This is a genomic window from Glycomyces arizonensis DSM 44726, from assembly GCF_000482705.1.
In the GTDB taxonomy this organism is placed as follows: domain Bacteria; phylum Actinomycetota; class Actinomycetes; order Mycobacteriales; family Micromonosporaceae; genus Glycomyces; species Glycomyces arizonensis.
This window is the reverse complement of sequence record NZ_AXWO01000039.1, coordinates 14,221-28,208: the sequence shown is the minus strand read 5'-3', so window position 1 is coordinate 28,208 and position 13,988 is coordinate 14,221. Positions and strand designations below refer to the sequence as shown.

Here is a 13,988-nt window from a genome sequence, read left to right as displayed (position 1 = left end):
GTCGCGGGCCAGTCACCGCCCGCGACCTCGGGGTGCTCGGACCAGCCCATGAACATGCCGACCAAGTGGTCGTAGTAGCCCTCGGCGGAAAGCCGATAGTCATCCTCATTGGTGACACCGGCCTCCACGTCGTCCTCGGGCAGCGTGATGTACCGCTCCTCGTCCTCCACATACGAGATGGACTTGGTGCCAGGCGCGGTCTTCACCATGACCTCGCTGACACCGTCGCCGTCGAAGTCGAAGACGTCGAACTGCGTGTAGTGCGCCCCCGCCCGGATGTTGACGCCCATGTCGATGCGCCACAGCAGCTCGCCCTCGAGCGTGTAGGCGTCGAGATAGACAGAACCGGTGTAGCCGACCTGCGAGACGTCCTTGGAATTGGACGGGTCCCACTTGACGATGTACTCGTAGTCGCCGTCCCCGTCGAGATCGCCGACGCTGGCGTCGTTGGCCGAATAGGTGTACTCCTCACCGGCGGGCGTGACGCCGTCGGCGGGCTTCCGCAACGGAATGTCGAGGTAGGACTCCGACCACGGACTCACCGAGTCCGAGAAGTCGACCTCCTCGCCGTCGACGACCGCGACGACCTGGTACTCGGACTCGCCTGCGCCGTCGGCGTCCAGGTAGTTCGTGCTATCGGCAACAGAGGCGATGAGCTCGCCATCCCGATACACGTTGAAGTCGGCTCCAGTCAGGCCTGAATCGTTATAACCGGACACTTCATCAGCAAGCAGACGCCAGCTGAGGAACACCCCATCGTCGGTGGTCGCCGCGACCAGACCCCGATCGAGGTCCTCGAGCTGGATGCCGCCGCCTTCGTCACCGTGGGACCCGCCGTGTGCCTGAGCGGCGACGGCGACCCCCGAACCGGCAACGGCGGCGGCCAGGGACACCGCCGCAATGCGAGTGCGTTTCTTGGGGGGACTGCTCATTGAAGGGGCTCCTTGGGTTCGTGCGAAGCCGGTCGAAGCGCGCCGAGGTGGCGAGCGGGGGCCACGCGACCGACCAACCTCAATTGAAACGATTTAACGAATCGAAGGCTATCGACTGAACATCCCCTTGTCAAGACGAAGGTCACACCGAAATCCCCTACCCCACTGTGACCGCCGGTACCACCAGACCCCCACTGCGGCACGCCGCCAGCACCTCCGGTAGAGTTCTACCCCGTCCCGGTCGATTAGCTCAGCGGGAGAGCACTCGCTTCACACGCGAGGGGTCACTGGTTCGATCCCAGTATCGACCACCACCATCTACCTCCACACGGGGCCCATGTGACCGTTTGTGATCGCCTGTGACCGGCTCCCATTCACAGGCGATCGGCTTCCTGGTGCTCCTGCCCCACGCGGCCCTGATGTCGGCTCGGGTCGCGTTGAGGTCCACTTGTGCTCGCTTGTGCATGTTTCTCAGGTGGCGTTCCTGGCTTGCTGGCGATCGGCGTATTGTCAGGTTTCCGACTGGTTGGGGGACCCACGGCAGGGAGCAGTTTCGGTAGGCTGCTGTGTCATAACATCTGCTCTGCCCCTTCGTAAAGCGTTGGCGAGCCTGCGTGAAGAACTCCTGTTGGCCCAGACCGAGCGTGACACTGGGTCGGGGTTGCGCATTGACGCGATCGAGCTGAAGTTGGCGCTCGGCGGCGTTGCAGGCCGAGGCCGGGGTGGAGGGCAAGCTGCCCCGGCCGGTGGTCGGCAAGCCCCGACCAAGGTCAGCGCGCACCCGTCTAGCGCACGCATTTTCGCAGGTGAACGGATACATCTCCTCATTGGATTCCATCAATAATGTTGAACCGCAGACTAACTGAGGCTGAGTCACATTGCCCGCTGTGGCTAGGATCGAAGCATGCAGATCGAACTGAAGGAAGCGCTAAGGACCATCCGCAGCCAGATCACCGAGGCCATGGCCGAGGCAGAAGGGCAGGCGGTGCGGTTCACTGTCGAGCGGATCAACTTGGAGGTGCAGGTCGGCCTGACTAAGGGCACCGAGGCCGCCGGCGGCCTAAAGGTCTGGGTGCTTTCCGGCGACGCTAAGGCAAGCCGCGAGTCGGTGGTCACCCAGACCCTCAGCATCGAGCTGAGTCCGGAGACCAGCGCAGGTGGGCCAGTTCGGATCCACGCCGACGGGCGCCGCGCAGACTGACCGCACAACACCCGACCCGAGGCCGCCCCGTCGTCTTTGATGGAAGGAACGCCAGCGATGCCCCACCGCCCCTCTGACTTCATCGTCAAAGTGCGCCGCACCGACAGCGGCCAGACTCGGTTCCGGGGCACGGGGCTCCTGATCCACGACGACCTGGTCCTCACCTGTGCTCACAACTTCGACATCGAGGACGGAAGCTACTCGGTGAAGCTGCCGGATACCGGCTGGCTGCCCATCCGCCGCATCTACCGGCACGAGCGGTTTGTACAGGCCGACGACGATCTCGCAGACATCGCAGTGGCGGTCCTTGAGGCACCGGTTCCGTTGGTCGGATCGCCGGTGGCGCTGGAGGAGATCCTCAAGGGCGGCTTCACCAGCATGCCTTACGCCACTGCCGGCTACCCGGCCTTCGCCGTGGACGGCGACATCTCCGAGCGCAAGCAGGTGACCGGTCGGATCCAGCTAGCCTCCTTTGAGGACGACTACCGGCTCGACTTGTCCATCGATTCCAGCCAACCCGAACTCGAGTCGCTGCGGCGCATCTTCCTCGGTGAGGTCACCAGCCGAGCCGCCGGACTCAATCTGTGGGGCGGCCTGTCGGGTGCCCCGGTCGTCAGCGGCGACACCAACACGGTGGTCGGCGTGTGCACCGGTTTCCTCCCGTCGGGTTCCTCGCTGCGGGCGATCAGCATGAGCGCGCTGCGTGAGTCCAGGATCCTTCAGGTCTTGCAGGACCGCGGGATCACCGTCGCGGCGCGGCGCCCCGGCCATCAAGAGGCCGTGCCGATGCCCACCTGGCCTAGCAGCGTCCTACCCTTCAGCGACGCCATTGCCAGGCTGCGGGAAGAGGAGCCGTATCTGGTGCCGGAGCGGCTGCCGTTTGTTTCCCCGGGCGGGCACCACCGGGCCGCGCCCGCCACAGTGCTCTCCGCTTTCGCATCGGGTACCGGCTTCCAGCTGTTCACCGGCCCTGCGGGATCCGGGAAGAGCCGCTACTGCCTGGAGACCGCGGCGCTGGCCGACCAGGAGGGCTGGGACGTCCTCTTGGTCTCCGGCAACCTGGGCGACCCCGAAAGTAAGGTCGCCGCCGTGGCCGCCAAGTGCCGTACCGGCAAGGCGCTGCTGGTCGCCGACGATGTGTCGGCTGATTCTGCGGCCGGGCTCAGAACGCTCGCAGAGGAGGTGTCCCGGCAGGGGATGCGGGTGGGACTGCTGGCCTCCGCCGGACCTGCGGCGCTGGAGCACTGGCACGCCACAGGTCGGCAGCGCGCTGTCGAACTCGAGCTGCCGCGAGGCGATGAGTACCTGGCACGGATACGCGATGCCGCGATCAAGGCCATCGCCCCGCGGGCTGCCGAAGTGCCCAGCTGGGACGCCGAGGGCATCGCCGCGCTATGCGGGCGGCGCCCAGGCCTGGCGGTCCTCGTCGCCGACGCCCTCAAGGACCGACGCGGCGGTGACCTGGCCGTCCCGCCTCGGTTCCGGCAGACGGGCTCACCCATCGCTGAATGGCTCTTGAAGCACCTGTCCGCAAGCGGGCTGACCATGCATGCCGATGCCGACCTGCGCACCGCGGCGGCGGTGGCGGCCGTCGCATGCCCTGCGCCCCGGCAGGAGATCGAGGCAATGGTGCGCGCGGCGCTGCCTCAGGACGACTGCAACCACCGAGCCAGGATCACCGTCGACCGCCTCCGGGCACACGGCTGGCTGACCGAACAGGACGATCTACTCCACTGTGTCCATGACATGGTAACCGACGAACTGCTCCTGCAGTGCTTCCTCAACCCCGACGGCCAGGCACGCCCCACCGCCGAGATCTCACGAGTCCTTGACCGGTTCCTTACCCGTATCGGCCAACTCGATCAGGTCACCGCCGCGGTCGCGCGGGTACGCAGCCAGCACCAGGACCGGGCGATGCCCGCCGCCGTAGACCGTTCCTGTGCCGCATGGTGGCAGGACAACGCCTCGCATATCGCCGCACTGCTGGAGGCCGATCCCGCCAAAGCGGCATCGACAGTCCCGGCCCTGGTGTCGCACATGCCCTGGAACGGCATACTCCTCGACCACTGGGACTCCACCTGCAGCCCTCTGCTTGACGAGCTTGGAAACGACCAGACCGCCCGGATCCTACTGCTGCACAGCCTTCGCGCCCTTTCAGGATCTGCCGTACCGGACTCGTTGGCGCAGGCCGCATCAGATTGGCTGCAGCGCAACCCCGCGCATCCGAGCGCCCCGGCAATGCTCAGCGCCCTGTTGGAAGTCCTGGGACCCGACGACCCGGTAGCCGAGATGAGCCGCAGCTGGGCGGTGGAGCAGCTTCAGAACTGGACAAGGTCGGTCAACGCGCACTACGCCCTCACCGCGCTACTGAAACAACCCATGATCCGTAAGGATGACACCGAGCAGATCACTGCCGCGAGCGTGAAGTGGCTGCGGCGGCACGGCGACCACGAGCGGGCCAGCTTCATCATCCCCGAACTGCTGGTGCTGTCGCCCAATCAGCGCGGCCGCTCCGCGCTGGCCACCGCCGCCGCCCTCACCTGGCTGGACCGGCACCATCGCAGCTTGAGCGCCCACTTCGTCATCCGGCCGATGCTGGACCGGCCGGGCCTATCTCGGAAGGACGCGAACCGGCTCTACGCCCACGTCCTCGGCTGGTTCGCCCACCACGGGACGGAAGACGTCGCATACGACATCGCCAAGCGGCTCATCCGCCGAAGCCGCAACGGCCCCGACAAGATCGACGCCGTGTTGAGCTGGCTGGACGTCCACGCAGTCGAGCGGGGCAGCCACCAGCTCATCCTGCAGCTGGTCCGGCTGCCCGCACAGGAGATATCAGTGCCGCAGACCGAGCGGGCCATATCGCAGGCCCTGACGTGGCTGGACGCCCATCCCGCCGACCGCACTGCCAAGGACATCCTGGAGTCGCTATTCGCCAGGGGACGGCGGAAGGGAGACGGCCCCGCGGTGAGCGAGTTCAGTCCAGGACAGGCCGACCAGGTTGCCGCACACGTCCTGACCTGGCTGGATGCGCACGGCATGAGTGCCAACAATCGGTTCTGGTCCAAAGCGGTCACATTCTACCACTGCAGCGCGCCGGCGCGGGCCGAGATCTCGCGGCGGTGCCTGGAGTGGCTGTCGGCGAACCGCAGCGACGAGCAATTCTGCTCGATCCTGGCGAAGCTGGCCCGCCGCGGCACATTGCATGCGGCCGGAGTGCGGAACGCGGTCTCCCTGGCGCACGCCTTCATCTCCGAACCAGGCAGGCACCCCACCGACGCCCTCCGCGGCGGTGTGTTCCGGCTTCTGAAGAAGCAGGCGGCCGCACTGGCCACCTCGCCGTGTGAGGCCCGCATCCCCGAGCTTGTGGACGCGCTGACCGCCGTGCACGGCCGAGAGGAGTCAGGGGATGGCCCTGAAATGGTGTCGATGTCGCTGGACACCATGCAGCAGCTCGTCGGAATCAAGGGCCTGGACGAGCAGCGGTCAGGAAGGATCATCGCCTACACCCTCGACTGGCTGGAAGCACACCGCGAACACGAACGCGCCGATCTGGTGATGCGTCCGCTGCTGTCGCGGGATGACCTCACCATCGGACAGCAGCGGCGACTGGTCGGCCAGTGCTTCTCCTGGCTGCGATTCTGGACCGGCTCTTCCTTGGCCACCAAGGTGAAGCAGGGACCACCGCTCGTACTGATCGGCCTCATCGGACTGAAAGCACTGACGCGCCGACATCTGAGCGAGGCCGCCGACATCGCCTTTGACTGGATGGGCCATAACCCGCAGTCCGGTTTGAAGCCGAGGCTGCTACGGGCTCTGATCGCCCGTCCCGAGCTCCCGGAGTGGCAAGCCTCAGGTGCGCTCCGCATGGCTCTGCAGTCGGAACCGCGACAGCCGCCCTCCGTCGAGGAGGACGAGGAGGACGAGGAGGACCACGGGCATCAGGAGGAATACTCGCCCATTGAGGACCATGCATTCCGGTGGCTGGAGTCCCATCACTCCAGCGAGGCCGCGGCACAGGTCATCGGATTCCTGATCTCCCGGCTCCGCCGCACCGATACCCTTGGAGGCCAAGTGCAAGCGGAGGCGCTGCGCCATGCCCGGGAATGGCTGCTCGCCAACCCCGACAGCCCGCACGCCGCCAGCATTCTCACGGCCGTCCTAGACGATCCGCTCGAACTGCCCGGCGCCGAGAAGTTCCTGGACACTGCATTGCACTGGCTGTCCCGCGGCTTCCCTGCCGGCCGGGTCCGGCATGTGCTACGCCACCTAGTGGACCACCCCCTGCTCGACCCCTCTCAGCAGCAGGAAACCCTTGCGCATGCCCTCGACTGGCTGCGCTCGGAGATCGGCTCGGACACCAAATCGAACCTACGCCAGGTGTCGTTCGTACTGAGACCGCTAGCCCAGGTCCACTACCTGACTCCCAGCCACGTCGCCGTCCTCATCGGCCATTCCGAGCAGTGGCTCGAGAAGCTTTTCTCCACCGGGCTTGTCGCGACTAGGTCCAATCCCCACCGGCAGAATGTCCCCGACCCACGGTACGTATTCGAGGCGATCCTGCAGAGGAGCGACCTGCCGCCGAACCTCCTGGCGCGGGCGTTGGACTGCGCACTGTCCGTGCGCCACCTCGACAAGCTGCCGCCTTACCCCTGGGAGCTTCCCGGCCCCGACGGGGAGCCAGTCGACCTGAACCGGTTCGCCGTCCACCACGCCGCCGCCTGCGCGACCGTTCCGGAGGGTGCCGGGCCGCTGTCGCGGCTGCTGCGCGACGGGCCGGCCCCACAGGTCACCGCGGCGGCGCTGCAGTGGCTCGGCTTCTTCGCCTCCGAGCCGAAGGCCGATGCGGTGATCACACCACTACTGGACCTCAGTGGGCAGACTGACGACCAGGTGAGACGGGTCGCCGAGGAAGCGCTGGCCTGGCTGGCGCTGCACGCCTGGAAGCCCGCCGCCGGCCGGGTGCTTAGGAGGCTGCTGCGGATGCCCGGTCACTGCACCCCCTCCGAGCTTCGCAAGGTGATCATCCGCCACTGCATGGAATGGCTTGCGGCACACGAGGCCTCGAAGGGCGCCGGGCATGTCTTCACCAGCCTCCCCGGGTATGCGGGGCTCTCGACCGCACAGCGCCACGAGGTGTGCAGGCGGGCACTGCGGTGGCTGGCGCAGTTCGGCGGGGAACCGGTCGCCGGACATGTCATTCGCGCGCTGGTGAAGGTTCCGGAGCTGGCACCCGAGCATGCGGCGCGGCTGGCGCCCGTGCTCATCGAATGGGTTGCGGCCCACCCCCAGGCCACTTCGGCAGGAACCATGCTGGCGGACTGCATCGCCTACCCCGCAATGGAACCGGATGCGCTGCAGAAGCTGTTCGACGCAGTGTTCGCGTGGCAGGGAAGGCCGCGGGCACAGAACAATACGCACGGTCCGGTGATCGCCATGCTGAAGCGGCCGGAACTGACCGGTGCCCGCCTGTCCAGAGCGCTCGGCATGGCCGAGGCCTACCTGCGCGAGCACGGCGCCGGGAAATCCGCACACCGCATGATCACCGCCTGCCTGGGCAGGGACGACCTGGACCCAGTGAAGGCCTCCGAGGTGAGAAGTACGGCCCGGACCTGGGTGGACACCTGGATCGAGGAGCCGACGGCCGGAGCCGTACTTGCCGCGCTGTTCAGTGACTCCTCCCTGGATGGAACCGGGGCGCGGCACGTGTGCGGCCTCGCCGTCGACTATTGGATTCCGTCCCACATGGACTCACTGCAGGCGCCACGGCTGCTCGAGCTCATGGCGGTCAGGACCGATCTCGCCCGCGACCACTACCGTGCCATCGACGAACTTCGGGACGAACTGGCATCAGGCGGGGCCGAGGGGTGATGCGGCCGCATTGGCAGCGGCATAGGGTCACGCCATGCCTGCTGGCGAACTCGTACCTACTCTCTTGGTTGTCAAAGTCAGACCGCTCGGCTTCGGATCGCTCGTCCGGAATTTCGAGCGCCCGCGATCAGGCGCTTGACACTTCGGTCGCTGATACCATACTGGAGTGCGAGGTCCTTTTGCAGCATGCCACTGCCATACGCGATGACAATGGCCTCGCGCTGTTCAGACGAGAGACGACGATTCAGCGGACGCGGCGGCTCCGGCGGCGCATCGTCAGAGGCAGGATCGCAGCCGGGGCACGGCTCCCATGAGGGGCCCGAATCCGAGCTCCAGGGCTCGGGAGGCTCCGCAAGTCGATTCAACATGGTGTCTAGCTGGGGGTTTGGGTTCGCATAAGCGTGCAGTACCTCCACGAACAGACATGCACACGGTTACACCCCGCACCAAATGATCCGGGCTTGGTTATCACTGGCTGTGACCGAAAATCCCAGACTTCAGACCATCCAGCTGGCTCCGAGGCAGCGTCCAGTCAGGGTGTTCGGGGGACATATCCGCCTGCGGCACTAGGTACGGCGAGGACGCTCCCCCTGCGCCGCTCTGGGGAACGCCCGCATCGTGACCGACCCCTCGCCACCGCCACCCTTGGCGGCCTCGCCTATGACGCGGCCAAGGCCGTCATGGCCAAATTGGTCGACGCACGCATCGCCTCAGGGATCAAAACGACCCTTCGCGAGCGTCCGCTCAAGAAGGGCTGGACCGCAGAGGACCAGCAGCTCGAGTCGGCCGGCGTCATCACCACCGCGGTCGACATGACCGCCACCGAGCTCTTCCCCGACCGGCAACGCCTCTTCCACCGAACGCTGCTCCAGGGCAAACCGCAGGACTGGCCGATAGCGGGCGGCTCCGACATCACCGGCCTCTCTCCCGCCAGGAGGCGGCCATGTCAAGTGAGTGGACTTCGTCGCCACCGCGTCTATTCGGCTTGCGGCGCGGGGTAGTCGCGCAGGTCGATCTTCGTGGCGAAGCTGTCGGTCATCTTCATCATCAGCTTGAACATGAGCGGATTGGTGAACGACCAGTTCCGCATCTTGATCTTCATCGGACTCGCCGGGGCCATGAACGGGCCCGCGTTGCCCTTCCGCGCGATGCCCGCGTAGCGGTGCATCACCTGGTCGTACTCGGCGAACGCCGCCGCGTGTTCCCAGCCGGCGCGCGCCAGCTCGCCCGCGAGCACGTACCCGCCGACGATCGCCAGGCCCGTGCCGAAGCCGCCGAGCGTGTTGCCGTACGCCGAGTCGCCGACGAGTGCGACGCGCCCGTTCGTATAGCGGTCCATGCGGACCCGGCTGATCGAGTCGAAGTAGAAGTCGCCCGCGATGCCGAGGCGGTCGAGCATCTCCGGGACCTTCCAGCCGAGGCCGCTGTACCGCTCGCGGAGCAGCGCCTGCTGCGCGGCCACGTCGCGGCGCGGGAGATCCAGCTCCGGCGAGGCGAACACGAACATGTCCGGCGCCTTCGAACCGCCGAGCAGCGCCAGCCGCCCGGGCGTGTTGTACATGTACCCGACGGCGCGGCCGTCGGCGGCGCCGTGGCCGGTGTTCGCGCCCGCGACCGCGTAGTAGTAGCCGAGGTGCTCGACGAAGTCCTTCTCCGGGCCGAACGCGAGGCGGCGGGTGCGGGAGTGGAGGCCGTCCGCGCCGATGACGAGGTCGAAGCTCCGCGACGAGGACTGCTCGAAGTCGACCTCGACCTCGGCACCGGTGTCCCGCAGCGCGGTGATCGTGTCGTTGAAGAGGAACTCGCAGCCGCGCGACGTGCGCTGGTAGAGGATGTCGGCCAGGTCGCCGCGGAGGATCTCGACGTCGCCGCCGATGAACTCGCCGGGGATGACCGCCTGTGTGCGGTTCTCCTCGTCGACCACGTTGAGGTCGGTCTTGCCGGTCTGCCGGCGCTCGATGTCGGCGAGAACGCCCATCTGCTCCAGCACCTTGCGGTGCGTCTCGCCTTTGAAGTCGACGGCCTGGCCGCCCGGCCGCAGCGCGGGCGCGCGCTCGACGACCGTCACCTCGCAGCCGTAGCGGCGCAGCCAGTAGGCGGCCGCGTTGCCCGCGATGCTCGCGCCGCTGATGAGGATCCGGAAATCGGCCATGACGCACCTCCATTAATTGCGTCCATACGACGCTGTTTAATTAGCGTACGATGGACACAGTACTGTGTCAAGGAGCATTTGAGGAGAACTGCGAGTGACGGCAGACACCTTCACCGCGGTCCTGTGGCCGGAGGACCACGGCCCGCGGCGCGGGCCCAAGCCCGCGTTGAGCAAGGAGCGGATCGCCGCCGAAGCGATCGCGCTCGCCGACAATGCGGGCCTCGAAGCGGTCACCATGCAGCGCCTCGCCGACGGCCTCGGCTGCGCCAAGATGGCCCTCTACCGGCACGTCCCCGGCCGCGGCGAGCTGATCGCCCTCATGACCGACACCGCCCTCGGCACCCCGCCCGAACTCGACGGCGACTGGCGGACCGGCCTGCGGCAGTGGACCGAGGCCGCGTGGCGCGGCTTCACCCCGCACCCCTGGCTCGCCTACACCGCGGTCGGCCCGAGAGTGTTCGGCCCCAACGAACTCGGCTGGCTCGAAGCGGCGCTCGGCGCGCTCGACGGCACTGGGCTCGGGCCCGATCAGCGGCTCGACGTCGTCGCGCTCCTCAGCGGCCACGTCCGCGCGCTCGTCCTCCAGGCCGGCGGCGCCTACGGCACCACCGAGGCCGAGATGATCGACGCGAACCACGGCATCCTCGCCGCTCACGGCGACGACTTCCCGCTCACCGTGGCCGCGTTCGGCCACACGGGCACCGACAACGCGTTCGAGTTCGGCCTCACCTGCATCCTCGAGGGCGTTGCCGCCCGCATCGCCGACGCCGGATGACCGCACGCGTGCTGCTGCGTGAGGCCGTGGCGGAGGGTCCGGTCTTGGTCGGTCCGGTCCGGTGGAAATGGACCTGCTGCGGCATCAGCCGGAGATGCGAGGCGCGCTGGGGGCGACCACTGGGTCGTGGTGATCGCGATCGATGACGGCATGGTAGTCATGCACGATCCGCACGGGGTCCCGTACGCCACTTTGCCGCTGAACAAGTTCATAGAGGCGTGGCGCGCGGACCTGGTGGGCTGGGTCGACCCGCCGTCTGTGATGCGCAGCCGCTTTGTGAAGGTCCGCGACATCTCGACCGACGACGCCTTCCGAGAGTCGCTGCCGAACGCGGTGCGCCTCCTGCGCAATGAGTTCGACGCCGCGGCTCCGCCAGGAGCCGTCGGTACGACTACCGGGATGGAACGCCTGGCGCAGATGGTCGAACAGGGCCTGCCTCCGAATCTCCACGGGCACTTGGTGTACTTCGCCGTGCGGGTCGGAGCGCGCCGTCTGAACGACGCCGCGATCCTGCTGGCCCGGCTCGGCGAGGACCGGGCCTCGAAGATCGCCGCCGGACAGGCCCGCGATCCGGGAAGCCTGCAATTCGATCTTGTCGCTGGCAACGCGGCCGCGACCATCCGGCGCATGGCCCCGTCGTACGACGAACTCGCTGCGACGCTCGCGCGGTCGCTCGACCGCGTTTGAGAATTCAGGGTTGAGTGTGTCAGGTGATTCGTGGGTGAGCAGTAGCGCTGGAAGCGTTCCGGGCGGCGCGGGCCAAGCGTTCGACGCCGCGGACGCTGATGCCGTACCGGTCCGTCAGGATCCGCTGCGCAGTGCCTTCACTGACCGCAACGGCGATTGCCCGGCGCTGCTCGGCAGTGAGGCGTCGTTGCAGCGAGCGGGGCGGAACTGGCGGTGCGTCCCCGAAGGCGACACACCCATCACCGCGTGGCCGCCAGTCGGGGCCCGAAGACGCACGACAGCGCTCGAACGCCTCTCCAATGTGTCGTATCACTGTGCCTGCCTGCGGTGATGGGTTCGCATAATCGTGCAGCACCTCCACCAGCACCTACCCCTACGCGGGGCCCATGTGACCGTTTGTGATCGCCTGTGACCGGGTACCGTCGGTCACAGGCGATCATGTTTGTCGAGACCAGGTGGCCGGGTTCGGCGGCGTCAGAGCATCGGCCGGTCAGTTCCGAGCCGAGATTGCCGGGGCGCGAGAGGGCTCCTCGTCGCACATCCGGACGTCGCTCGTGCCGGGCCAGTGGTGGTGCTGCGAGTCGATGACGAAGTCGTGGCTGTGACTCCAGCCGGTCTCGGTCTCCCTGGCACCGCGCAGGTGCGGATCGTCCTTGTCGAGTCGGATGTGGACGTGCTCGAACGTTGCGGTATCGCGCGAGGGCCACAGTGCCAGTCCGGCCAAGGCCGCAGCCAGGCCGACGGCGGCGAGGACCGCGGCGGCGGTCGCCATGTCCGCCTGCGCCGCAAGCCACCCCGCTACCGGGTAGGTGATGAGGAACCAGCCGTGGGAAAGCGAGAACTGCGCAGCGAACGCGGCCGGACGGTCGGTTGCGGATACCGAGCCGGTGACCAGGCGCCCGGTCGGGGTCAGAATCGCGCCCGTGGCAATGCCGAGCACAGCCAGAATCGCGAGCAGGCCAGCCCAACCGAGGACGCCGAATCCGAGTGCGGTCGCGGCGGTGGCAAGTCCCGCTCCGAGGGTGAACGCGGCCGGGAGCATGACTTGCCGGTCGGTGGCGTGCCGCAGCAGGCGCGGCAGCGCGAGCGCAGCGGTCATCGACCCGACTCCGTAAGCGCCCAAAGCGATCGCCACATCCGTAGCGCCGCGCCCGAGTACACCTTGAACCATGACGGTGTTGTTGACGATGACCATTGCGGTCGTGGCGGCCACGGCCAGGTGCATCATCAGTAGAGCCCGGAGTCTCGGTGTCGCCAGATAGAGGCGGAACCCCCGTGTAGCCCTGGCCCAGCGGCCTTGCTCCCGCTGCTGAGCGGGGGTGGGCTTGGGTAGGACCACCGAGGCGACCAAGACCGCCGAGGCGATGAACCCGGCGCTGGTTCCGGTGAACAGCCACTGGTAGCTCGCGACGGTCAGCAGTGCGGCCGCGAGCATGGGGCTGAAGAGGCTTTCAAGGTCGTAGGCCAGGCGCGAGAGCGACAGCGCCTTGGTGTATTCGTCCTCGCCCTGCAGCACGTCGGGGATAACGGCTTGGAACGTCGGGGTGAACGCGGCCGAGGCGGATTGGAGCATCAGGATCAGGACGTAGATCTGCCAGACCTCGGTCACGAACGGCAGCGCCAGTGCCACCGCTGCGCGGACCGCGTCCATCGAGACCATGAGGGTGCGCCGCGAGAGTCGCTCGGCCAGCGTGGTGGCGATCGGGCCGATGAACAGGTAGGCGAGCATCTTGATGGCGAGGGCGGTGCCGAGGACGGCGGAGGCGTTCGCACCGGCGAGACCGTAGGCCAGGAGGCTGAGCGCCACGGTCGCCAGGCCGGTGCCGGTGAGGGCGATGACCTGGGCGGCGAACAGGCGGCGGTAGGGGCGGTGGCGCAGTACGGCGAGCATGGTGCGGTCCTCGGGCAGGGAAGTTGCCTGAACCGTAACATACATGTGCGCAATTGCGCACATGTCGAATACGGGCTTTGCTTCAGGCGTGCCAGGGCTCCCCGGTGATCTGGTGATCAGCCCGACTCAGCGCCTCGACCACGAGCCTGCGCAGGTGTCCGTCGGTCATCGAGTACACGACCCGACGGCCCTCCCGCCGCGACTGCACCAGCCCGGCCAGCCGCAGTTTCGCCAGGTGCTGACTGACGGCCGGGCGCGCCGCCTCGGTCGAGGCCGCCAGCGCCGAGACGTCCGCGTCCCCCTCGGCCAGGGCCCACAGCAGTCGCAGGCGGGTCTGGTCCGATAGCAGCGCGAACACCGCCGCGGCGGCCGTGAACTGCTCGGAACTGGGCGCGGCGTGATGCAACCGAGTTGCAGGAGCCGCAGACTCGCTGTTGGCCATCCACCCATCCTAGAAGCCCCGCGGGCCGCCCGCCGAC

At 67.5% G+C, this 13,988-nt stretch carries 9 protein-coding genes and 1 tRNA gene; 6 read left to right on the top strand and 4 right to left on the bottom strand.

Going from position 1 to position 13,988, the window contains the following annotated elements:
* The coding region (locus H613_RS0120105) for a rhamnogalacturonan lyase family protein (protein ID WP_035738759.1) at window positions 1-932 on the bottom strand (932 nt) is incomplete at its 3' end.
* Between the two features lie 239 nt (window positions 933-1,171).
* Here H613_RS0120105 and H613_RS0120100 point away from each other — a divergent pair.
* The 4 genes from H613_RS0120100 (at window position 1,172) to H613_RS0120085 (ending at window position 9,005) form a co-directional block, all read left to right on the top strand.
* Window positions 1,172-1,246, top strand: a tRNA-Val gene (locus tag H613_RS0120100).
* Between the two features lie 590 nt (window positions 1,247-1,836).
* Window positions 1,837-2,133 (top strand): trypco2 family protein, encoded by a 297-nt coding sequence (locus tag H613_RS0120095; RefSeq protein WP_026925201.1) that lies wholly within the window; start codon window positions 1,837-1,839, stop codon window positions 2,131-2,133.
* Window positions 2,134-2,190: 57 nt separating this feature from the next.
* Window positions 2,191-8,004, top strand: a complete 5,814-nt coding sequence (locus H613_RS0120090) for a S1 family serine peptidase (RefSeq protein WP_026925200.1) — start codon at window positions 2,191-2,193, stop codon at window positions 8,002-8,004.
* A 680-nt stretch (window positions 8,005-8,684) separates the two neighbouring features.
* On the top strand, window positions 8,685-9,005 hold the full coding sequence (locus H613_RS0120085) for a hypothetical protein (RefSeq protein ID WP_026925199.1): 321 nt from the start codon (window positions 8,685-8,687) through the stop codon (window positions 9,003-9,005).
* On the opposite strand, the gene H613_RS0120080 is transcribed toward H613_RS0120085, so the two are convergent.
* Window positions 8,981-10,156, bottom strand: coding sequence for an FAD-dependent monooxygenase (locus H613_RS0120080; RefSeq protein WP_026925198.1), 1,176 nt, complete (start codon window positions 10,154-10,156; stop codon window positions 8,981-8,983). The two genes, H613_RS0120085 and H613_RS0120080, sit on opposite strands and share 25 nt — an antisense overlap.
* A gap of 94 nt (window positions 10,157-10,250) precedes the next feature.
* Between H613_RS0120080 and H613_RS0120075 the strand changes: the two genes are divergently transcribed.
* Together H613_RS0120075 and H613_RS27930 are read left to right on the top strand one after the other, a co-directional pair.
* Window positions 10,251-10,931: a TetR/AcrR family transcriptional regulator gene (locus H613_RS0120075; protein ID WP_051393611.1), complete on the top strand. Its 681-nt coding sequence runs from the start codon at window positions 10,251-10,253 to the stop codon at window positions 10,929-10,931.
* A gap of 126 nt (window positions 10,932-11,057) precedes the next feature.
* Window positions 11,058-11,618 (top strand): YobF C-terminal domain-containing protein, encoded by a 561-nt coding sequence (locus tag H613_RS27930; RefSeq protein ID WP_051393610.1) that lies wholly within the window; start codon window positions 11,058-11,060, stop codon window positions 11,616-11,618.
* A gap of 490 nt (window positions 11,619-12,108) precedes the next feature.
* On the opposite strand, the gene H613_RS27925 is transcribed toward H613_RS27930, so the two are convergent.
* Entirely contained in the window at window positions 12,109-13,509 is a 1,401-nt protein-coding gene (locus H613_RS27925) for an MFS transporter (protein WP_084546800.1), read from the bottom strand.
* A gap of 82 nt (window positions 13,510-13,591) precedes the next feature.
* A complete protein-coding gene (locus H613_RS0120060) occupies window positions 13,592-13,951 on the bottom strand; it encodes an ArsR/SmtB family transcription factor (protein ID WP_026925196.1) in 360 nt (119 codons plus the stop codon).
* Between the last annotated feature and the right edge of the window lie 37 nt (window positions 13,952-13,988).

Coding starts and splice junctions, on each gene's coding strand:
- H613_RS0120095 (WP_026925201.1), top strand. CDS start 1,837: ATGCAGATCGAACTGAAGGAAGCGCTAAGGACCATCCGCAGCCAGATC.
- H613_RS0120090 (WP_026925200.1), top strand. CDS start 2,191: ATGCCCCACCGCCCCTCTGACTTCATCGTCAAAGTGCGCCGCACCGAC.
- H613_RS0120085 (WP_026925199.1), top strand. CDS start 8,685: ATGGCCAAATTGGTCGACGCACGCATCGCCTCAGGGATCAAAACGACC.
- H613_RS0120080 (WP_026925198.1), bottom strand. CDS start 10,156: ATGGCCGATTTCCGGATCCTCATCAGCGGCGCGAGCATCGCGGGCAAC.
- H613_RS27925 (WP_084546800.1), bottom strand. CDS start 13,509: ATGCTCGCCGTACTGCGCCACCGCCCCTACCGCCGCCTGTTCGCCGCC.
- H613_RS0120060 (WP_026925196.1), bottom strand. CDS start 13,951: ATGGCCAACAGCGAGTCTGCGGCTCCTGCAACTCGGTTGCATCACGCC.